A 19,670-nucleotide genomic window follows, 5' to 3' on the forward strand; every position below is an offset into this window, starting at 1 on the left:
GAGAAATCCCCATGTTGCATATCTTCTGTCCTCACTGCGGCGAACTGCGCTCCGAAGAGGAATTCCATGCATCCGGCCAGGCGCACATCCCGCGCCCACTGGACCCGACCGCCTGCACCGACGAGGAGTGGGGCGACTACATGTTCTTCCGCGATAACCCTCGCGGCCTGCACCACGAGTTGTGGGACCACGTTGCCGGTTGCCGTCAGTACTTCAACGTCACCCGCGACACCGTGACCTACGAGATTCTCGAGACCTACAAGATCGGCACCAAGCCGCAGTTCACCGACAAGACTGAAAGTCCGAAAGCGGCCGCGCAGGCTCTGGGAGCTAAGGTATGAGCCAGATCAATCGCCTGTCCAACGGTGGACGGATCGACCGCAACAAAGTGCTGAACTTCACCTTCAACGGCCAGAGCTACAAAGGCTTTGAAGGCGACTCGCTGGCCGCTGCACTGCTGGCCAACGGCGTCGACATCATCGGTCGCAGCTTCAAGTATTCCCGTCCGCGCGGCATCTTCGCGGCGGGCGCTGAAGAGCCAAACGCCGTGCTGCAGATCGGCGCGACTGAAGCCACGCAGATTCCAAACGTACGCGCCACGCAACAAGCGCTGTATCAAGGCCTGGTCGCCACCAGCACCAACGGCTGGCCAAGCGTGAACAACGACATGATGGGGATTCTCGGCAAGGTCGGCGGCAAGCTGATGCCACCGGGCTTCTACTACAAAACCTTCATGTACCCGCAATCGTTCTGGATGACTTACGAGAAGTACATTCGTAAAGCCGCCGGTCTTGGCCGCTCGCCAACCGAGAACGATCCGGACACCTACGACTACATGAACCAGCACTGCGACGTGCTGATCGTCGGCGCTGGCCCTGCTGGCCTGGCGGCTGCACTGGCTGCTGCGCGCAGCGGTGCCCGAGTGATTCTCGCCGATGAGCAGGAAGAGTTCGGCGGCAGCCTGCTCGACTCCCGCGAAAGCCTCGACGGCAAGCCTGCTGCCGAATGGATCGCCAGCGTCATCGCCGAACTGAAAGACACCCCGGACGTGCTGCTGTTGCCGCGCGCCACGGTCAACGGTTACCACGACCACAACTTCCTGACCATCCACGAGCGCCTGACCGATCACCTCGGCGACCGTGCTCCGATTGGCCAGGTGCGTCAGCGCATCCACCGCGTTCGCGCCAAACGTGTCGTGCTGGCGACCGGCGCTCACGAGCGTCCGCTGGTCTACGGCAACAACGACGTGCCGGGCAACATGCTTGCTGGTGCTGTGTCGACTTACGTGCGCCGCTACGGCGTGGCACCGGGCAAAAAACTGGTGCTGTCGACCAACAACGATCACGCCTACCGCGTTGCTCTGGACTGGCTCGACGCCAGCCTGCAAGTCGTCGCTATCGCCGACGCCCGCAGCAATCCTCGTGGCGCTTTGGTTGAAGAAGCACGTGCCAAAGGCATCCGCATCCTGACCGGCAGCGCCGTGATCGAAGCCCGTGGCAGCAAGCACGTGACGGCGGCTCGTGTGGCGGCGATTGATGTCAAAGCACACGCCGTGACCAGTCCTGGCGAGTGGCTCGAATGCGACTTGGTTGCCAGCTCCGGTGGTTACAGCCCGGTGGTTCACTTGGCGTCGCACTTGGGTGGCAAGCCGATCTGGCGCGAAGACATCCTCGGTTTCGTACCGGGCGAAGCACCGCAAAAACGCGTGTGCGTCGGTGGTATCAACGGTGTCTACGGCCTCGGCGATTCCCTGGCCGACGGTTTTGAAGGGGGCGCTCGCGCCGCTGCCGAAGCCGGGTTCCAAACGGTCGAAGGCGTACTGCCAAAAGCCTTGAGCCGTCTGGAAGAGCCAACGCTGGCGCTGTTCCAGGTGCCCCACGAAAAAGCCACCGCACGGGCGCCGAAGCAATTCGTCGACCTGCAAAACGACGTCACCGCTGCCGCCATCGAGCTGGCGACCCGCGAAGGCTTCGAGTCGGTCGAGCACGTCAAACGCTACACCGCACTGGGCTTCGGTACCGACCAGGGCAAGCTCGGCAACGTCAACGGCCTGGCCATCGCTGCCCGTTCGCTGAACGTGACCATCCCGCAGATGGGCACCACCATGTTCCGCCCGAACTACACGCCGGTGACGTTCGGCGCCGTGGCCGGTCGTCACTGTGGGCACATCTTCGAGCCGGTCCGTCACACCGCACTGCATCACTGGCACGTGAAAAACGGCGCTGAGTTTGAAGATGTCGGTCAGTGGAAACGTCCGTGGTACTTCCCGAAAAGCGGTGAAGACATTCATGCCGCGGTGAAACGCGAATGCAAAGCCGTGCGCGACAGTGTTGGTCTGCTGGATGCGTCGACCCTGGGCAAGATCGATATCCAGGGCCCGGATTGCCGTGAGTTCCTCAACCGCATCTACACCAACGCCTGGACCAAGCTCGACGTGGGCAAGGCGCGCTACGGCCTGATGTGCAAAGAAGACGGCATGGTCTTCGACGACGGCGTCACCGCTTGCCTCGCCGACAACCATTTCGTGATGACCACCACCACCGGCGGCGCTGCACGCGTGCTGCAATGGCTGGAAATCTACCACCAGACCGAATGGCCGGAGCTGAAGGTGTACTTCACCTCCGTGACAGATCACTGGGCAACCATGACCCTGTCCGGGCCGAACAGCCGCAAGCTGCTCAGCCACGTCACCGACATCGACCTGAGCAACGAAGCCTTCCCGTTCATGACCTGGAAAGAAGGTCTGGTCGGTGGTGTGCCGGCGCGGGTGTTCCGGATTTCGTTTACCGGTGAGCTGTCGTACGAAGTCAACGTGCAAGCCGACTACGCCATGGGCGTGCTCGAGAAAATCGTCGAGGCCGGCAAGCCATACAACCTGACGCCGTACGGCACCGAGACCATGCACATCCTGCGGGCCGAGAAGGGTTTCATCATTGTCGGCCAGGACACTGACGGCTCGATGACGCCGGATGACTTGAACATGGGCTGGTGCGTCGGTCGCACCAAACCGTTCTCGTGGATCGGTCAGCGTGGCATGAACCGCGAAGACTGCGTGCGTGATCAACGCAAGCAACTGGTGGGCCTGAAGCCGATCGATCCGACCAAATGGCTGCCGGAAGGTGCGCAACTGGTGTTCAACACCAAGCAAGCGATCCCGATGACCATGGTTGGCCACGTGACCTCCAGCTACTTGCACAACTCCCTGGGCTATTCATTTGCCATGGGCGTGGTGAAAGGCGGGTTGAAGCGTATCGGTGAGCGTGTGTTCGCACCGCTGGCGGATGGCAGCGTGATCGAGGCGGAAATTGTTTCTTCGGTGTTCTTCGATCCTAAGGGTGATCGCCAGAACATCTGACACCACAGAACCTGTGGGAGCGTGGCTTGCCCGCGATGAACGATAGCGCGGTGCCTCAGGCAGACCGAGTTGCTCCCATCGCGGGCAAGCCCGCTCCCACAGGGAAACGAATTCAGGAAAGGTGCTTTATGACCGCAGCCAATGTTTACCAACAACGCCCAACCACCGGGGCCAAGGCCGAGTCGTCGCTGCATCATGCCGACCTCGCCAGCCTGGCGGGCAAGGGCCGCAAAAACGCCGGCGTGACCGTGCGTGAGAAGAAACTCCTCGGCCACCTGACCATCCGTGGCGATGGCCACGATGCTGCGTTTGCCGCCGGCGTACACAAGGCGCTTGGCATCGAATTGCCGGGTGCGCTGACCGTCGTCATCAAAGGCGAAACCAGCCTGCAATGGATGGGGCCGGATGAATGGCTGCTGATCGTGCCGACCGGTGAAGAATTTGCCGCCGAGCAAAAACTGCGTGAAGCGCTGGGCGACCTGCACATTGCAATCACCAATGTCAGCGGCGGCCAGCAGATCCTCGAACTGAGCGGCCCGAACGTGCGCCAGGTGCTGATGAAATCCACCAGCTACGACGTGCACCCCAACAGCTTCCCGGTGGGCAAGGCCGTGGGCACGGTGTTCGCCAAGTCGCAACTGGTGATTCGCCATACCGCCGAAGACACTTGGGAACTGCTGATCCGCCGCAGCTTCTCGGATTACTGGTGGTTGTGGTTGCAGGATGCGGCCGCTGAATACGGCCTGAGCGTCCAGGCTTAATGATCGTTCCCCTGTGGCGAGGGAGCTTGCTCCCGCTCGGCTGCGCAGCAGTCGTAAAACCTGAGCCCGCATTCCTCCTGAGTGAATGCGGTCGCTGATTTTGGGGTCGCTTCGCAACCCAGCGGGAGCAAGCTCCCTCGCCACAGGTCTTCGCAGCCGTGTAGGTATTTTCGAACAGGAGTCACCGCACTATGAGCCGCGCCCCAGACACATGGATTCTGACCGCCGACTGCCCCAGCGTCCTCGGCACCGTGGACGCGGTGACCCGCTTTCTGTTCGAGCAGGGCTGCTACGTCACCGAGCACCACTCCTTCGATGACCGGCTCTCGGGCCGCTTCTTCATTCGCGTGGAATTCCGTCAGCCCGAAGGCTTCGACGAGCAAGCCTTCCGCGCCGGACTGGAAGAACGTGGCAAAGCCTTCGGCATGGTCTTCGAACTGACACCACCGAACTACCGGCCAAAAGTGGTGATCATGGTCTCCAAGGCCGATCACTGCCTCAACGACTTGCTCTATCGCCAGCGCATCGGCCAGTTGTCGATGGACGTGGCCGCCGTGGTTTCCAACCACCCCGACCTCAAGCCGCTGGCCGACTGGCACCAGATTCCGTACTACCACTTCCCGCTGGACCCCAACGACAAGCCGTCGCAGGAGCGTCAGGTATGGCAGGTGATCGAAGAGTCCGGCGCCGAACTGGTGATTCTTGCGCGCTACATGCAAGTCCTGTCGCCAGAGCTGTGCCGCAAACTCGACGGCAAGGCGATCAACATCCATCACTCCCTGCTGCCCGGTTTCAAGGGCGCCAAGCCGTATCACCAGGCCTACAACAAGGGCGTGAAACTGGTTGGCGCGACGGCGCATTACATCAACAACGACCTGGACGAGGGGCCGATTATTGCCCAGGGCGTGGAGGCGGTGGACCACAGTCATTACCCGGAAGACCTGATCGCCAAGGGGCGGGATATCGAAGGGCTGACCCTGGCGCGGGCGGTGGGTTATCACATTGAACGACGAGTATTTTTGAACGCCAATCGCACCGTCGTTCTCTAGATTGCTATCGCGAGCAAGCTCGCTCCCACAGGGTTTTGTGTCGTTCACAAGTCTTGTGGTCAACCGCTGCCACTGTGGGAGCGGGCTTGCCCGCGATGAGGCCCCAACAGACAAAGCAAAGACACACAGGCAATAACCCGAGCAATCAACGCGCCGCCGCTCCATGGCGACGCGACCGCTACATAAAAACAACAGCGAGGTGAAAGCATGTCTGGCAATCGTGGTGTGGTGTATCTCGGCAATGGCAAAGTCGAAATACAGAAAATCGACTATCCGAAAATGCAGGACCCGCGCGGCAGGAAGATTAATCACGCTGTCATCCTGCGTGTGGTTTCCACCAACATCTGTGGTTCCGACCAGCACATGGTGCGCGGCCGTACCACCGCTCAGACCGGTCTGGTGCTCGGCCACGAGATCACCGGCGAAGTCATCGAGAAGGGCAGCGACGTCGAAAACCTGCAAATCGGCGATCTGGTGTCCGTACCGTTCAACGTCGCTTGCGGGCGCTGCCGTTCCTGCAAAGAGATGCACACCGGTGTCTGCCTCAGCGTCAACCCGGCCCGTCCGGGCGGTGCTTATGGTTATGTCGATATGGGCGACTGGACCGGCGGCCAGGCCGAATACGCGATGGTGCCGTACGCCGACTTCAACCTGCTGAAACTGCCGGATCGCGATCGCGCGATGGAAAAAATCCGCGACCTGACCTGCCTCTCCGACATCCTGCCCACCGGTTACCACGGCGCCGTGACGGCGGGTGTTGGCCCAGGCAGCACCGTGTACATCGCGGGTGCCGGTCCGGTCGGTCTGGCAGCCGCCGCTTCCGCTCGCCTGTTGGGCGCGGCAGTGGTGATCATCGGTGACGTCAACACCGTTCGCCTGGCCCACGCCAAGGCGCAAGGTTTCGAAATCGCCGATCTGTCCCTGGACACGCCGCTGCACGAACAAATCGCTGCGCTGCTGGGCGAGCCGGAAGTGGATTGCGCTGTCGACGCCGTAGGCTTCGAAGCGCGCGGTCACGGCCATGACGGCGTGAAACACGAGGCCCCTGCCACCGTGCTCAATTCGCTGATGGGGGTGGTTCGTGTCGCCGGTAAAATCGGTATTCCAGGCCTCTATGTGACTGAAGACCCGGGTGCTGTAGATGCCGCCGCGAAAATGGGCAGCCTGAGCATTCGCTTTGGTCTGGGCTGGGCCAAATCCCACAGCTTCCACACCGGCCAGACGCCGGTGATGAAGTACAACCGCCAACTGATGCAGGCGATCATGTGGGACCGCATTCACATTGCCGACATCGTTGGCGTGGAAGTCATCAGCCTGGATGACGCGCCACGTGGTTACGGCGAGTTCGATGCGGGCGTGCCGAAGAAGTTTGTGATCGATCCGCACAAACTGTTCAGCGCGGCGTAAGCGTTACGCAAGACGGGAGAAGGGCGACAGAGATGTCGCCCTTTTTTATTTATTGCTGCTGTTGAATGAGCACTCGCTGATGGACTTCGTGCAGTGATTTGATTTGTCCCAAACTCCAGGTGCTGGCTTCCAATCTTTCACATTATCGAGAACCATCGCTATTTTCCCGTAGCGACAGCTCATTTGACTGACGGTCATGGGGAGGCCGTCCTCGCCTTCGTCTTCGGTGATGTAGGCCGCGCTTTCGAAGCTGAAAGAGGGGGCTTCGGTCTGCCAGTACTCACCTTTCCAGATCCGGCCCGACTTGTCTTTTGCGGTAAAAACGTTGTCTGCCTGTTTGAAAGTTGATGGATCAGGACAGGTGTCTGCGTAGGCGAAGTTGCTGATGGTCAGAATCGCAAAGGTGCTTGAAATAATAGTTGTGCGCAAAACGCTCTCCTTGTGTGTTTAATGTCCATGCGGCACACAAGTAATGTTGAGTGCTGTGGAGTTGTGAAGTTATAGGCAGGTAGCTAAGTGCCGACTGTCAGAGCTAACTCAAGTTAATTGGTTTTTTTGCGTCTAACTATTTGAATGTTTGTCGCGTAGTACCGGCCGTTATCACCTGGGACGATGTCATACGTTTACGGTATCCCCTGCAACTGGGAGATTAAGTTGTGCGATGGTGGTTGGCTACTGTCAGATCTAACAGTTTTTTATGAGGGTTCGGCGTAATAAATAACCTTTTTATAATTTGAGACAGACATTGATGTTTTCATTGCTACTGGTCTTGCTTAGTTACAGCGAAAAAAATGGCAACGCCAGCAAGGAACAACACCGCCAAAACCCCGGTCAAACCGGCAGTTTTCCCGTCCGCTCACAGGCGGTTTTCATGGCACAAGAGGATGTCTGGATGAAGATTTCACGCGGTTTTGCACTGGCTTCGCTGATGACCCTTGCGGCCAGCCCGGTCTTCGCAGGCTTCAGCCTGGACGACGTGACTAAAGCGGCGTCGAGCATGCAGGGCGGTAATACAGCCGCCGCCGCGGCGCCGACTTCAGAAACGGCCGGTTTGTTGAGCGCGCTCAGCCAATTGAACGTGACACCTCAACAGGCCGTCGGCGGGACTGGGGCGATGCTGGGGCTGGCGAAGAATCAGTTGAGCTCGACCGATTACTCGGAACTGGCCAAAAGCGTTCCGGGCATCGACAAGTTGTCCGGCGGCGGTGAGCTGGGCGCGCTGGCCGGCCTGCTTGGGTCTTCCGGCAAGGCGGCCGGTCTGGACAATGCCTTGGGTGCCGTGAAGAACACCAATGATCTGAACAACGCTTTTAGCGAGTTGGGCATGGACAGCGGCATGATCGGCCAGTTTGCCCCGGTGCTGTTGCAATACCTCGGTCAGCAGGGCGTTGGTGGCTCGTTGCTGGAAAGCCTGGGCGGGATCTGGGGCGCTGGCACCGGCAGTTGATTCAACGGCGCTCGGCGCGCAATGCGTCGATACGCTGGTCTTTTTCGATCCAGAGCTGGTTGACCCAGTTCTGGATTTTTTCGCGAAACAGCGGATCGTTTTCGTAATCGCCTTGCCACAGCGCGGGGTCTAGTTCGCGGGTCTTGATGTCGATGATGACCCTCGGCACATTACCGCTGATCAAATCCCAGAACCCCGGAATCGCCTGTTGCGGATACACCACCGTCACATCGAGCACGGCATCCAGCTGTTCGCCCAATGCCGCCAGCACAAACGCCACGCCGCCTGCCTTGGGCCGAAGCAGGTGAGTGAAGGGTGATTGCTGCTGGGCGCTTTTCGCGGCGGTGTAGCGAGTGCCTTCGAGGTAGTTGACCACCGTCACCGGCTGACGCTTGAACAGCTCGCACGCCGCTTTGGTGATCTCCAGATCCTTGCCGGCCAACTCCGGGTGCCTGGCCAGGTAGGCCTTGGTGTAACGCTTCATGAACGGGTAATCCAGCGCCCACCATGCCAACCCCAGGAACGGCACCCAGATCAGCTCTTTCTTGAGGAAGAACTTGAAGAACGGCGTGCGCCGGTTGAGGGTCTGGATCAACGCCGGGATATCAACCCAGGATTGATGGTTGCTGATCACCAGGTAAGACGTGTCGACGCGCAGGCCTTCGCCGCCGCGGATGTCCCAGCGGGTCGGGATGCATAGACGGAAGATCAGTTTGTCGATCTCGGCCCAGGTCTCGGCGATCCACATCACGGCCCATGAGGCGTAGTCGCGATAGCGACCGGGCAGGACCAGTTTGAGCAGGGCAAATACCATCAGCGGCCCGATCAGGACCAGGGTGTTGAGCAACAGCAGCAGGGTGACGAAACAGCCGGTGAGCAGGCGGCGCATAAGTAACTCTTGGGATCATGTGGGCGCGCCATGATAAGCAGCTTCGGGCGGGAGGCCAAATCGGGGGTGACGAATGTTTCACCTTTGGGGCGTTAATCTTGCGACACGCTCGCTCCCACGCAGAGCGTGGGAACGATCTACTCGACAACGGTCTAAAATCCCGCTGCCCACTCCTTATGGAAGCCCATTACGTGAAATCGATCCTCGCACTGCTTTCCCTGGTGGCCCTGCCAGTCCTGGCCGCCGAGCCGACCCTGTACGGGCGTTACGAATACATCGCGCTGCCGGAAATCGGCGGCGAAGTGCTCAAGGCCAAGATGGACACCGGTGCCCTGACCGCGTCGCTGTCGGCCAAGGACATCGAAACCTTCACCCGCGACGGCGAAGACTGGGTACGTTTTCGCCTTGCCACCAAGGACGCCAGCAACAAGGTCTACGAACACAAGGTCGCGCGGATCAGCAAGATCAAGACCCGTTCCGAAGAAGAGGACGATGACAAGGAGGCGACCGAGCCCACCAAGCGTCCGGTGGTCGATCTGGAGCTGTGCCTGGGCAACGTCAAGCGCACCGTCGAGGTCAACCTGACCGACCGCAGCAGCTTCAACTACCCTTTGCTGATCGGCGCCAAAGCCTTGCGTGAATTCGGCGCGGCGGTGAACCCGGCACGCCGTTTTACCGCCGACAAACCCGATTGCTGAATTCAAGTGGTCTCATTGACGTGACGTGAGCCTTGGGGCACCGTTCGCCCACTTCATAACCGGGCCAGGACGCCATGCCTCATATCTTGATTGTCGAAGACGAAGCGGCGATTGCCGACACCCTGGTTTTCGCGTTACAGGGTGAAGGCTTCACCACGACCTGGCTGAGCCTGGGCGCGGCAGCGCTGGATCATCAGCGTGCCATGCCAGCCGATTTGATCATTCTCGACATTGGTTTGCCCGACATCAGCGGCTTCGAGACCTGCAAGCAATTGCGCCGTTTCAGCGAAGTGCCGGTGATTTTTCTCAGTGCCCGCGATGCCGAAATCGATCGTGTGGTCGGCCTGGAAATCGGTGCCGACGATTACGTGGTCAAGCCGTTCAGCCCGCGGGAAGTCGCCGCGCGGGTCCGGGCCATTCTCAAACGCATGGCGCCAAGGACGGTGGCCGAATCCTCATCGGCGTTGTTTCGGATCGACAACGAACGGGTGCAAATCAATTATCGCGGTCAGCCGCTGAGCCTGACCCGTCACGAATTCCGCCTGCTGCAATGCCTGCTGGAACAACCCGAGCGGGTGTTCAGTCGCGAGCAATTGCTGGATGCGCTGGGCATCGCCGCCGATGCCGGTTACGAGCGCAGCATCGACAGCCACATCAAGAGCGTGCGCGCCAAATTGCGTCTGGTACGGGCAGACGCGGAGCCGATCCAGACCCATCGCGGCCTCGGCTACAGCTACAGCCCGGGGCACAGCTGATGCCGCTGGGGATCCGGATTTTTCTGGTCTATGTGTTGTTCATCGGCCTGACCGGTTACTTCGTGCTCAACACCGTGATGGAAGAAATCCGCCCCGGTGTGCGCCAGTCCACCGAAGAAACCCTGGTCGACACGGCCAACCTGATGGCCGAAATCCTGCGCGACGACTTCAAGGCCGGGACCCTCAACCAGAATCGCTGGCCCGAGTTGCTCAAGGCCTACGGCGAGCGGCAACCGAAAGCCAGCATCTGGGGCTTGCCGAAGAATCAGGTCAATCACCGCATCTACGTCACCGACGCCAAAGGCATCGTGGTGCTGGACTCCAGCGGGGCGGCGGTGGGGCAGGATTACTCGCGCTGGAATGACGTTTACCTGACCCTGCGCGGCGAATACGGCGCCCGCTCCACGCGTAGCGACCCGAACGACGCCCACTCTTCGGTGATGCACGTCGGTGCACCGATCCGCGACAACGGCCAGATCATCGGCGTGGTCACCGTGGCCAAGCCCAACAGCTCGTTGCAGCCTTACGTCGATCGCACCGAACGAAGATTGCTGGCCTATGGCGCCGGGTTGATCGGTCTTGGTCTGTTGTTCGGAGCGTTGTTGTCATGGTGGTTGAGCGCGGCACTGCGCCGGTTGACCGCGTATGCGCAAGCGGTGAGTGACGGCCGTCGGGTCGAGGTGCCGCATTATCGCGGCGGTGAGCTGGAGCAACTGGCGACAGCGGTGGAGCACATGCGCACGCAGCTCGAAGGCAAGGCCTACGTCGAGCGTTATGTGCACACGCTGACCCATGAGTTGAAGAGCCCGTTGGCGGCGATTCGCGGGGCGGCGGAATTGCTGCAAGGCGAGATGCCGTTGGCGCAGCAGCAGCGGTTCGTCAGCAATATCGATAGCGAAAGTGTGCGGATGCAGCAGTTGATTGAGCGGCTGCTGAACCTGGCTCAAGTCGAACAGCGGCAAGGTCTGGAGGAACGGGTAGCGGTGCCGTTGGCCGGGTTGGTGGATGAAGTGTTGAAGGCTCAGGCGGCTCGGATCGAGGGTAAGCAGTTGCGTGTGGAGCAACGGATTTCGGCGGACCTGACGCTAACCGGTGAGCCGTTTCTGTTGCGTCAGGCGTTGGGGAATTTGTTGGAGAATGCGCTGGATTTCACCCCGGTTCAGGGTGTGCTGCGTTTTAGCGCCGAGCGAATTGGGGAGCAGATTGAGTTCAGGCTGTTTAACCAGGCGGAGGCGATTCCTGACTATGCCTTGCCGCGTCTGAGCGAGCGGTTTTACTCATTGCCGCGTCCGGACAGTGGTCGCAAAAGCACTGGGCTGGGGCTTAATTTTGTCGAAGAAGTGGTCCAGTTGCATGGCGGGACATTGAGCATTGGCAATGTCGAAGGTGGGGTTGAGGTCAGGTTGCGCCTGGTTTAGGACCGAGTCGTTGCCATCGCGAGCAGGCTCGCTCCCACAGGGGGCGGTGCAGTCTCCACATAATCTCCACATTCCCCCCATAAATCCCCCACACAGCCCTCCCAGACTCTCCCCATCCAAACAGGGAGAGTCCCATGAACCGCAGCCTGACCCTAAAACTCGGGGCCATTGCCCTTCTGATTTTGTTGCTACTGATTCCGCTCTTGATGATCAACGGCCTCATCCAGGACCGCCAGCAACGGCGTGACGGTGTACTCGAAGACATCGCCCGCAGCGCAAGCTTCAGCCAGCAACTGAGCGGCCCGCTGATGGTGGTGCCGTATCGCAAAGTGGTGCGCACCTGGAAGCTCAACGAGAAAACCAACCAGCGCTACCAGGACATCGGCGAAGAGCGCGGTCGTTTGTACTTCCTGCCAGAGCGTTTCGAGCTCGATGGCCAGATCCAGACCGAGCTGCGCTCGCGAGGCATTTACGAGGCGCGCCTGTTCCACGCGGAAAACCACATCAGCGGGCATTTCTCGGTGCCGGCGCAATGGGGCATCAAGGAAGACTTCGCGGATTACCGGTTCGACCAGCCGTTCCTGGCGGTGGGTATCAGCGACATTCGTGGCATCGAAAATGCGTTGAAGCTGGACCTGAATGGCCAGACGCTGGACTTCGTTCCGGGCAGTCAGGTGGGTTGGCTGGGTGAAGGCGTACACGTAACGCTGCCGGCGCTGGACACAAAACAAGTCACGGAACTGGCCTTCGGTTTTGACCTGCGTTTGCAGGGCACCGGGCAGTTGCAGATTCTACCGGTGGGCAAGACCAGCAAAGTCTCGCTGAGCGCGAACTGGCCGCATCCGAGCTTCATCGGCAACTACCTGCCGGCCCAGCGTGAAGTCACCGATCAAGGTTTTACGGCCAACTGGCAGACCTCGTTTTTCTCCACCAACCTGCAAGAAGCGCTGAGCAGTTGTGTGTCCGGCGGTGGTTGCGAGGCGTACAACGGGCGCAGTTTCGGCGTGAGCTTTATCGATCCGGTGGATCAATATCTGAAGAGTGATCGGGCGATCAAATACGCCTTGCTGTTTATCGTCCTGACCTTCGCGGGGTTCTTCCTGTTCGAAGTGCTGAAAAGCCTGGCGGTGCACCCGGTGCAATACGCGTTGGTCGGCGTGGCTTTGGCGTTCTTCTATCTGTTGTTGCTGTCGCTGTCCGAGCACATTGGTTTTGCCCTGGCGTATCTGTTGTCGTCGGCGGGCTGTGTGTTGTTGATCGGGTTCTATGTCTGCCATGTGCTGCGCAGCGTGCGCCATGGCTTGAGTTTTTCGGCGGGGTTGGCGGCGTTGTACGGCTTGCTCTATGGCTTGCTGAGTGCCGAGGATTACGCGTTGCTGATGGGCTCGTTGTTGCTGTTCGGGTTGCTCGGGGTGTTCATGGTGCTGACCCGCAAGCTGGACTGGTACGGGATCGGGCAGAAAAGCGCCAAGCCGATGGTGTTTGATCTGGGGGCGGTGGAATGAGCCGGTCGATTGGGTTGCGTGAGGATCAGCGTGAAGGGGAGGTATTGGCGACGCTGATTTTTGAGCTGTTTCCGGTGGATTTTGTGTGGTGCCATCGCAAGCAAGCTCGCTCCCACAGGGGATCTCCAGTTAACACAAAATCTGCGCACACCAAAGAACAAATGTGGGAGCGAGCTTGCTCGCGATGAGGCCAGTGCAGTCAGCGAAAATCTAAACCTTAGGCATCGTCGCCAACATCGAAGGCCGCTGACTTACCTCGAAATACCACGCCGCCAACTGCGGATTCGCCTCGCGCCATTCCAGATCCGGATGGCGCAAGTCGATGTAGCCCAGCGCACAGGCCACGCTGATCGCCGCCACATCGAAATGGCTGGTCAGCTCGGCAATCGCGTCTTTTTCGAGCAATGCCAACCCGCGACGAATCTTGTCGCGCTGGGCATCCAGATACTCGTCCCAGTGCTTCTGCGGGTCGCGCAGGACCATTTCGTAACGAACCAACACCGACGCGTCCATGATCCCGTCGGCCAGGGAGGCCAGGGTCAGGCGCCGCCAGCGGGCCGAGCCTTCGCGCGGAATCAGCGGGTTGCCGACGTGCTGGTGATCGAGGTAATCGAGGATTACCCGGCTGTCATGGATGACACTGCCGTCGGCCAGGCGCAGGGCGGGAATTTTGCCCAGCGGGTTGTCTTCGTTGAGTGACTGGTCCGGGTTGACCGGCGTGAGCACACAGTCCTGCAACGCCACGCGGCCGGTCTGACCGGTCTCGTGCAGCAGCACCATGACTTTACGAACGAAGGGCGATAGCGAGTTGTGGTACAGGGTCATGCTGGGGGCGGACATGGCAACGTCTCGGTCGGTGGCAGTGTCGGGCAGCATAGCGCGTTGACCCGATAGCTCAAGCTCGCTCCTACATAGTTCAGTGGCGTTGCAGCAGGCCGCGCAGGGCAAAGAAGGCGGGCACGCCCAGGCCGAGCCAGCTCAGGGCGTCCCACACGCCATCACCCAACAGCGCGGCGAACAATCCGGCGGCGCTGAGCAAGGCGATGAACGCGGGCGTGCCGAAGACCTTCCAGAAGTTCGATTGCCTGCGCTTCATGCATGAGCCTCGGCAGGTTCGAGCACAGGTTTTGCCGCTTTGCGCCGCACCACCCACAGGTAAACCCCGCTGCCGAGCACGAGGATGGTCAGCACGTCGAGGGTCGCCCACAGGATCTTCATCGGCAGGCCGCCGTAGTCGCCAAAGTGCAGGGGCTGCGACATGCCCATGGCGTCCATGTACCACGGTCTTTCAGCCACCGCGGTGACTTGCAGGGTACTGGCGTCGATCAGCACCGGTGTCAGCAAATGCGATGTCAGGTGGGTGCTGCCTTTCATGAACACCGCGTAATGGTGTTCGCTAGAAAACCGCGTGCCAGGGAAGGCGATGAAATCGGGCGTCATGTCCGGTGCCACCTCCGTGGCAATGTCGAGTAGACGGCTCGCCGGTGCGAGGTGCGTCAGTGGTGGCGCGTCGCGGTACGGCGCGACCATCGCGGTCAGGCTGTCGTTGCGCCAGGCAGCAATCAGCAGGTCGGCACAGGCGCTGATCACGCCGGTGACGCCGACGACCAGCGCCCAGGTCAGTGTGACCACACCAATCAGGTTGTGCAGATCCAGCCAACGCAGGCGGGTGGATTTGTCCTGGCGCACGGTGGCGAACTTCAAACGACGCATAAACGGCAAATACAGCACCGTCCCGGAAATGATGGCCGCCACAAACATCAACCCCATGAACGCCAGCAGCAACTTGCCCGGCAGACCGGCAAACATGTCCACGTGCAGGCGCAGCATGACCATCATGAAACCGCCATTGGCCGAGGGCATTTCCACGGCTTCACCGGTGCGGGCATCGAGCATGAAGGTGTGCGAGGCGTTCGGCTCGGTGCCGGCGGTTGCCGCCATGATCGTAACGGCGCCGTTGGGCTCGTCGTCCTCAAAACCGAAATACTGCATGACTTCGCCGGGGCGGTGCTTTTCAGCCGCCTGCACCAACTGCTGCAAGTCCAGCCTCGGCGTGTCCGCCGGCATCGACTTCAACTCGGCGGCATCGCCCAGCAGATGGTCGATCTCGTGGTGGAAGATCAACGGCAACCCGGTCAATGCCAGCATCAGCAGCAAGACCGTGCAGATCAGGCTGGTCCAGGTGTGGACGAAGGACCAGCGGCGAATTGTTTTACTTTTCATTTCCAGGCCTTCAGAAATACCAAAGCCGTCCTGAAGAGGACGGCCTGGTTGTGGGGCATGTCAGGTCAGACGATTACCACTTGTAGGTTGCACTGGCGACGACGCTGCGCTGGTCACCGTAGTAGCAGTAGAAACTGTCACAAGTCGAGATGTAGTCCTTGTCGAACAGGTTGGTGGCGTTCAGCGCCAGGGACGCACCTTTCAGGGTGTTGTCCAGGCGGCCGAGGTCGTAATGAACGGCGGCGTCGAACACGGTGTAGGCATCTGCCTTGCCCAGTTCGGTGTTGGCCTGGTCACCGTAGGTATTGCCGGTGTAGCGAACGCCGGCGCCTACGCCGAAGCCGTCCAGTACGCCGTTGTGCCAGGTGTAGTCAGTCCACAGCGAGGCCTGTTGGTTAGGCATCAGCTGCAGGCGATTGCCTTTGAAGTCGCCATCCTGCACTTCGGATTTGGCCAGGGTGTACGCGGCGATGAGCTTGAGGTTTTCGGTCACGTCGGAAACCGCTTCCAGTTCCAGGCCTTTGACTTTGACTTCACCGGTCTGGCTGGTGATTGGCGTGGCGCCGACGGTGGTGGTGACGGAGACGTTTTTCTGGGTCAGGTCGTAGATTGCAGCGGTCAGCAGGGTATTGCTGCCGGGCGGCTGGTACTTGATGCCCAGTTCCCACTGTTTGCCTTCGGTGGGTTTGAACGATTCAGTGGACGAGGCCGCTGCACCGGTGGTCGGCTGGAAGGATTCGGCGTACGACAGGTACGGCACAAAGCCCGAATCAAACACATAGCTGATCGCTGCGTTGCCGCTGAAATTCTTGTCGCGCTCGGTGTTGGTGGCATCGCCCTTGTTGAAGAACTTGGTGCCGGTGTGCACCCAGTCTTCACGGCCGCCGAGGGTCAGGCGCCATTGATCGAGGGCCATTTGGTCCTGCACGTACAGGCCGGTCTGGTAGGTCTTCTGGTCATAGTCGTAGAACGCGGTGGAACGGTCCGGACGCTCGATCGGCAAGCCATGGATCGGGTTGTTGACGTTGATCGGCGGTGCGCTGCCGAAAATGGAGAGGTAGTTGGTGTTGCTGCGCTGGTGGTCGAGACCCAGCAGCACGGTGTGATTCACTTCGCCGGTGGCGAAGTCGGCCTGGAAGTTGTTGTCCACGGCGAACTGGCTGATGTCTTCTTCGACGCTGGTGGTGGAGCGGCCCACGTTGCCGGCGTCATCCACCTGGGTGAACGGATACGAGCCAACGGTGACGGCCTGGAACGACAGGTCCGACTTGGTGTAACGCAGGTTCTGCCGGAATTGCCACACGTCGTTCAGACGATGTTCGAACGCATAGCCCAGCGCGTAGTAGGTGCGGTCGTAGTATTCCCAGTCCGGATCACCGAGGTTCTTGTGATGGGAAATATCGCCGAACGGCATGTCGATTTTGGTGCCTTGCACCGGCAGGAACTGGCTGGTGATGCCGGTATCGTCACGGGTGAACTGGGTCAGCAGGGTGAACCGGGTGTCTTCGTCGATGTTCCAGGTCAGGCTCGGCGCGATGTTGTAGCGCTTGTTCTCGACGTGGTCGATCTGCGTATCGCTGTCGCGCACCACGCCGCTCAAACCGTAGAGAAACTGGCCTTCGTCATCGATCTTGCCGGTGCTGGCGAAGTTGATCTGGCGATGGTTGTCGCTGCCGTATTGCACCTCGATCTCGTGGCTATCCACCGCTGATGGGCGGCGGCTGACCATGTCAAGCAGGCCGCCCGGCGGGGTCTGGCCGTACACCGAAGACGCCGGGCCGCGCAGCACGGCGAGGCGATCGAGGTTCCAGGTTTCCTGTTTCGGGTTGGCGTACACGCCTTTAGGCAGGGGCAGGCCGTCGAGGAACTGGGTCGGTTCGAAACCACGCACGCGCAACCAGTCGGCGCGGGTGTCGCTGCCGTAGCTACTGGCGGTGGTGCCGGGCATGTAGCGTACGGCGTCATCGAGGTTCTGGACGTTGCGGTCGTCCATTTGCTCGCGAGTCACGACGGAAATCGAGCGCGGTGCTTCGACCAGCGCGGTATCGGTCTTGGTGCCAGCGGCGGTGCGTTTGGCGAGGTAGCCGTCTACCGGGCCCCAGGCGCTTTCGGTATTTTCCACACCAATGACCGCGGTTTCCGGCAGGGCCAGTGTGCCCTCGGGAATGGCGACCAGGCTGTACGTGCCGGCGCTGCTTTGTTCCAGTTGCAGACCGGTGCCGCGCAAGGCTTCACGCAGGGCGGCGGCCGGGTCGAACTGCCCCTTCACCGGCGCCGAGGTCTTGCCTGCGGCCAGGGATGGATTCAGCGACAGCGCCAGGCCGGCCTGACTGGCGATCTGGTTCAGGGTGTTGGCCAATGGCGCGGCCGGCAGGTTGTAGGCGTGAACACTGGAGGCCTGTTCAGCGGCGATCAGCTGAGTGCTGGCCAGAGGGGCGCAAAGGGCAATGGCAATTGCCAGCAGACTGGGGCGCAACAAGGTGTTCAGCGAACGGGACATACGGCGGCTCCTGAATGGAAACATTTCTCAATTGCTTAGGTGCCGGACGAGAATTGAAAAGTGATAGGGCTGGATGAAAATAATTTCGATTCAGAAATCGGGTGCTGATCTGTCGACATGATTGTTCCCACGCAGAGCGTGGAGCGATCATCACTTAAGGCCGGGCGTCAGCCTTCGCCACCGTCACCCACCACGGCGTGTGCTGTTCGATCTGCACCGGCAAGGTCGGCAACAGGGCGCTCAAGGCTTTATCGGTGTCGTGCAGCGGGAAGCTGCCGGTGATCCGCAGGTCGGCAATCTCGGGTGCAACCCCCAGGTGCCCGGGCCGATACCGGCCGAGTTCGTGCACCAGGTCTTTCAGGCGCGCGTTATCGACCACCAGCATGCCGCGAGTCCACGCATCGGCGCCGGCATTCACGGCGACAATCGGTCCCAGGCCATTGCTGCGCATCAGCACTTGCTGACCTTCTTGCAGAATCTGTTCTTCAGCGCTCGACTCGGGATGCGCGGCGACAGCGGACTTCAACACGCTCAGACGTGTGCCTTCTTCCTCGCGCTTGACCAGGAACAACGTCCCGAGGGCGCGCATGCTACCTTCGCGGGTTTCGACGATAAACGGTCGGGCATCGCCATGACCGGTTTCGACGAGGATTTCGCCTTCCTGAAGGATGATCCGCCGCCGCTTCTCATCAAAACGGATGTCCACGGCACTGTGGGTGTTGAGGTTGAGCAGCGTGCCATCCGCCAGGCGCAGGGTGCGCTGCTCGCCCGTGGCGGTGCGCTGGTCGGCCAGCCAGTAGTCGAGGGGCAGATAACGCTCACCGGCAAACAAGGCCAGCCCGATCACTGCGATAACACTGGCCACGCCGTTGCCCAGTTTGCGCACGCGGCGGCGAATGCTTTCACGTGATTGCAGCAATGCCGTACGGGCCGGGCCGTTGGCGACGCTGAAACGCTGGTCGAGCATGCCCAACTGGCGCCAGGCGCGGGCATGTTCCTCGTGGGCTGCGTGCCACTGGCTGAACGCTTCGCGCTCCACCGGGCTGCCGGAGTCGAGGGACAATTGCCAGGCAATCGCTGCATCCAGCACCTTGGCCGACACGGGTTTGGAACTGACCGGGCTCATACCGGTTCACCGTACAACGCGATGTAGCACTGACGAATCCCCTGGGCCAGGTATTGCCGGACACGCGGCACCGAGACGCCCAGTCGTTCGGCGATTTCGGCATGGGTGAGGCCGTCGAGGCGGTTATAGAGAAACGCGGCGCGAGCCTTGCTCGACAGCTGACCCAGCAAACGGTCGATGGCTTTGAGGTCTTCGAGGATTAACTGCTGCTCCTCGATCGACGGTTGTTCGCCTTCGGGGATCAGCATCAGTTCGGTGAGGTAGGCCTGTTCCAGCGCGGCGCGGCGGAAGTAGTCGAACAGCAGGCCTTTGGCAATCGCCACCAGAAACGCCCGCGGCTCGCGAGGTTCTTTCAGCTCATCGCGGCCCAGTAACCGTACAAAGGTGTCCTGGCTCAGGTCTTCGGCACGCTGCGGGCACGCCACGTTACGTCGCAGCCAGGCCAATAGCCAACCGCGGTGGTCGCGATATAACGCACCAACGAGCTCACTGTGGGGGCTTTGGATTGACGACACGCAGCATCACCGATTGGGAAGT

Annotated in this window: 18 protein-coding genes; 10 read left to right on the forward strand and 8 right to left on the reverse strand. The window is 60.5% G+C overall.

All coding sequences use genetic code 11. The annotated features are described in order from the left end of the window. The first annotated feature begins 11 nt into the window (after positions 1-11). From D882_RS0130115 to fdhA, 5 genes are all read left to right on the forward strand, one after another. Positions 12-341, forward strand: coding sequence for a sarcosine oxidase subunit delta (locus D882_RS0130115; RefSeq protein ID WP_027926666.1), 330 nt, complete (start codon positions 12-14; stop codon positions 339-341). Further along, complete coding sequence (locus D882_RS0130120; protein WP_027926667.1) at positions 338-3,355, forward strand: sarcosine oxidase subunit alpha; 3,018 nt, start codon at positions 338-340, stop codon at positions 3,353-3,355. The genes D882_RS0130115 and D882_RS0130120 overlap by 4 nt, the downstream gene beginning before the upstream one ends. Before the next feature lie 128 nt (positions 3,356-3,483). Beyond that, positions 3,484-4,116: a sarcosine oxidase subunit gamma gene (locus D882_RS0130125; protein WP_027926668.1), complete on the forward strand. Its 633-nt coding sequence runs from the start codon at positions 3,484-3,486 to the stop codon at positions 4,114-4,116. Positions 4,117-4,307: 191 nt separating this feature from the next. Further along, on the forward strand, positions 4,308-5,165 hold the full coding sequence (gene purU, locus D882_RS0130130; RefSeq protein WP_027926669.1) for a formyltetrahydrofolate deformylase: 858 nt from the start codon (positions 4,308-4,310) through the stop codon (positions 5,163-5,165). Between the two features lie 207 nt (positions 5,166-5,372). After that, a complete protein-coding gene (fdhA, locus tag D882_RS0130135) occupies positions 5,373-6,572 on the forward strand; it encodes a formaldehyde dehydrogenase, glutathione-independent (protein ID WP_007947729.1) in 1,200 nt (399 codons plus the stop codon). Between the two features lie 45 nt (positions 6,573-6,617). Here the strand turns inward: fdhA and D882_RS0130140 are convergent, their stop codons facing one another. Further along, a complete protein-coding gene (locus D882_RS0130140; RefSeq protein WP_027926670.1) occupies positions 6,618-7,001 on the reverse strand; it encodes a DUF3757 domain-containing protein in 384 nt (127 codons plus the stop codon). 463 nt (positions 7,002-7,464) lie between these two features. Here D882_RS0130140 and D882_RS0130145 point away from each other — a divergent pair, with 463 nt between their 5' ends. After that, a complete protein-coding gene (locus D882_RS0130145) occupies positions 7,465-8,019 on the forward strand; it encodes a DUF2780 domain-containing protein (RefSeq protein ID WP_027926671.1) in 555 nt (184 codons plus the stop codon). A gap of 1 nt (position 8,020) precedes the next feature. Here the strand turns inward: D882_RS0130145 and D882_RS0130150 are convergent, their stop codons facing one another. Beyond that, on the reverse strand, positions 8,021-8,908 hold the full coding sequence (locus D882_RS0130150; RefSeq protein WP_027926672.1) for an acyltransferase: 888 nt from the start codon (positions 8,906-8,908) through the stop codon (positions 8,021-8,023). Between the two features lie 191 nt (positions 8,909-9,099). On the opposite strand from D882_RS0130150, the gene D882_RS0130155 reads away from it, so the two are divergent. From D882_RS0130155 to creD, 4 genes are all read left to right on the forward strand, one after another. After that, on the forward strand, positions 9,100-9,606 hold the full coding sequence (locus D882_RS0130155; protein WP_027926673.1) for an ATP-dependent zinc protease: 507 nt from the start codon (positions 9,100-9,102) through the stop codon (positions 9,604-9,606). A 74-nt stretch (positions 9,607-9,680) separates the two neighbouring features. Beyond that, positions 9,681-10,361 (forward strand): two-component system response regulator CreB, encoded by a 681-nt coding sequence (gene creB / locus D882_RS0130160; protein WP_027926674.1) that lies wholly within the window; start codon positions 9,681-9,683, stop codon positions 10,359-10,361. Further along, positions 10,361-11,779 (forward strand): two-component system sensor histidine kinase CreC, encoded by a 1,419-nt coding sequence (gene creC, locus D882_RS0130165; RefSeq protein ID WP_027926675.1) that lies wholly within the window; start codon positions 10,361-10,363, stop codon positions 11,777-11,779. Before creB ends, creC begins: the two co-directional genes overlap by 1 nt. A 134-nt stretch (positions 11,780-11,913) precedes the next feature. Beyond that, entirely contained in the window at positions 11,914-13,284 is a 1,371-nt protein-coding gene (gene creD / locus D882_RS0130170; RefSeq protein WP_027926676.1) for a cell envelope integrity protein CreD, read from the forward strand. Between the two features lie 210 nt (positions 13,285-13,494). Here the strand turns inward: creD and D882_RS0130175 are convergent, their stop codons facing one another. From D882_RS0130175 to D882_RS0130200, 6 genes are all read right to left on the reverse strand, one after another. Continuing rightward, entirely contained in the window at positions 13,495-14,124 is a 630-nt protein-coding gene (locus tag D882_RS0130175) for a glutathione S-transferase family protein (RefSeq protein ID WP_027926677.1), read from the reverse strand. A gap of 76 nt (positions 14,125-14,200) precedes the next feature. Beyond that, complete coding sequence (locus tag D882_RS0130180) at positions 14,201-14,380, reverse strand: hypothetical protein (RefSeq protein ID WP_027926678.1); 180 nt, start codon at positions 14,378-14,380, stop codon at positions 14,201-14,203. Next, positions 14,377-15,507, reverse strand: a complete 1,131-nt coding sequence (locus D882_RS0130185; protein ID WP_027926679.1) for a PepSY domain-containing protein — start codon at positions 15,505-15,507, stop codon at positions 14,377-14,379. Before D882_RS0130185 ends, D882_RS0130180 begins: the two co-directional genes overlap by 4 nt. A 73-nt stretch (positions 15,508-15,580) precedes the next feature. Beyond that, positions 15,581-18,007: a TonB-dependent siderophore receptor gene (locus tag D882_RS0130190; RefSeq protein ID WP_027926680.1), complete on the reverse strand. Its 2,427-nt coding sequence runs from the start codon at positions 18,005-18,007 to the stop codon at positions 15,581-15,583. A gap of 154 nt (positions 18,008-18,161) precedes the next feature. Next, positions 18,162-19,133 (reverse strand): FecR domain-containing protein, encoded by a 972-nt coding sequence (locus D882_RS0130195; protein WP_027926681.1) that lies wholly within the window; start codon positions 19,131-19,133, stop codon positions 18,162-18,164. Beyond that, positions 19,130-19,648 carry an RNA polymerase sigma factor gene (locus D882_RS0130200; protein ID WP_027926682.1) on the reverse strand — a complete coding sequence of 173 codons (519 nt, stop codon included), beginning with the start codon at positions 19,646-19,648 and terminating at the stop codon, positions 19,130-19,132. Before D882_RS0130200 ends, D882_RS0130195 begins: the two co-directional genes overlap by 4 nt. Between the last annotated feature and the right edge of the window lie 22 nt (positions 19,649-19,670).

The sequence above is a fragment of the Pseudomonas sp. URMO17WK12:I12 genome (assembly GCF_000514395.1).
GTDB lineage: Bacteria > Pseudomonadota > Gammaproteobacteria > Pseudomonadales > Pseudomonadaceae > Aquipseudomonas > Aquipseudomonas mucoides.

Coding starts and splice junctions, on each gene's coding strand:
- D882_RS0130115 (WP_027926666.1), top strand. CDS start 12: ATGTTGCATATCTTCTGTCCTCACTGCGGCGAACTGCGCTCCGAAGAG.
- D882_RS0130120 (WP_027926667.1), top strand. CDS start 338: ATGAGCCAGATCAATCGCCTGTCCAACGGTGGACGGATCGACCGCAAC.
- D882_RS0130125 (WP_027926668.1), top strand. CDS start 3,484: ATGACCGCAGCCAATGTTTACCAACAACGCCCAACCACCGGGGCCAAG.
- purU (WP_027926669.1), top strand. CDS start 4,308: ATGAGCCGCGCCCCAGACACATGGATTCTGACCGCCGACTGCCCCAGC.
- fdhA (WP_007947729.1), top strand. CDS start 5,373: ATGTCTGGCAATCGTGGTGTGGTGTATCTCGGCAATGGCAAAGTCGAA.
- D882_RS0130145 (WP_027926671.1), top strand. CDS start 7,465: ATGAAGATTTCACGCGGTTTTGCACTGGCTTCGCTGATGACCCTTGCG.
- D882_RS0130150 (WP_027926672.1), bottom strand. CDS start 8,908: ATGCGCCGCCTGCTCACCGGCTGTTTCGTCACCCTGCTGCTGTTGCTC.
- creB (WP_027926674.1), top strand. CDS start 9,681: ATGCCTCATATCTTGATTGTCGAAGACGAAGCGGCGATTGCCGACACC.
- creC (WP_027926675.1), top strand. CDS start 10,361: ATGCCGCTGGGGATCCGGATTTTTCTGGTCTATGTGTTGTTCATCGGC.
- creD (WP_027926676.1), top strand. CDS start 11,914: ATGAACCGCAGCCTGACCCTAAAACTCGGGGCCATTGCCCTTCTGATT.
- D882_RS0130175 (WP_027926677.1), bottom strand. CDS start 14,124: ATGTCCGCCCCCAGCATGACCCTGTACCACAACTCGCTATCGCCCTTC.
- D882_RS0130180 (WP_027926678.1), bottom strand. CDS start 14,380: ATGAAGCGCAGGCAATCGAACTTCTGGAAGGTCTTCGGCACGCCCGCG.
- D882_RS0130185 (WP_027926679.1), bottom strand. CDS start 15,507: ATGAAAAGTAAAACAATTCGCCGCTGGTCCTTCGTCCACACCTGGACC.
- D882_RS0130190 (WP_027926680.1), bottom strand. CDS start 18,007: ATGTCCCGTTCGCTGAACACCTTGTTGCGCCCCAGTCTGCTGGCAATT.
- D882_RS0130195 (WP_027926681.1), bottom strand. CDS start 19,133: ATGAGCCCGGTCAGTTCCAAACCCGTGTCGGCCAAGGTGCTGGATGCA.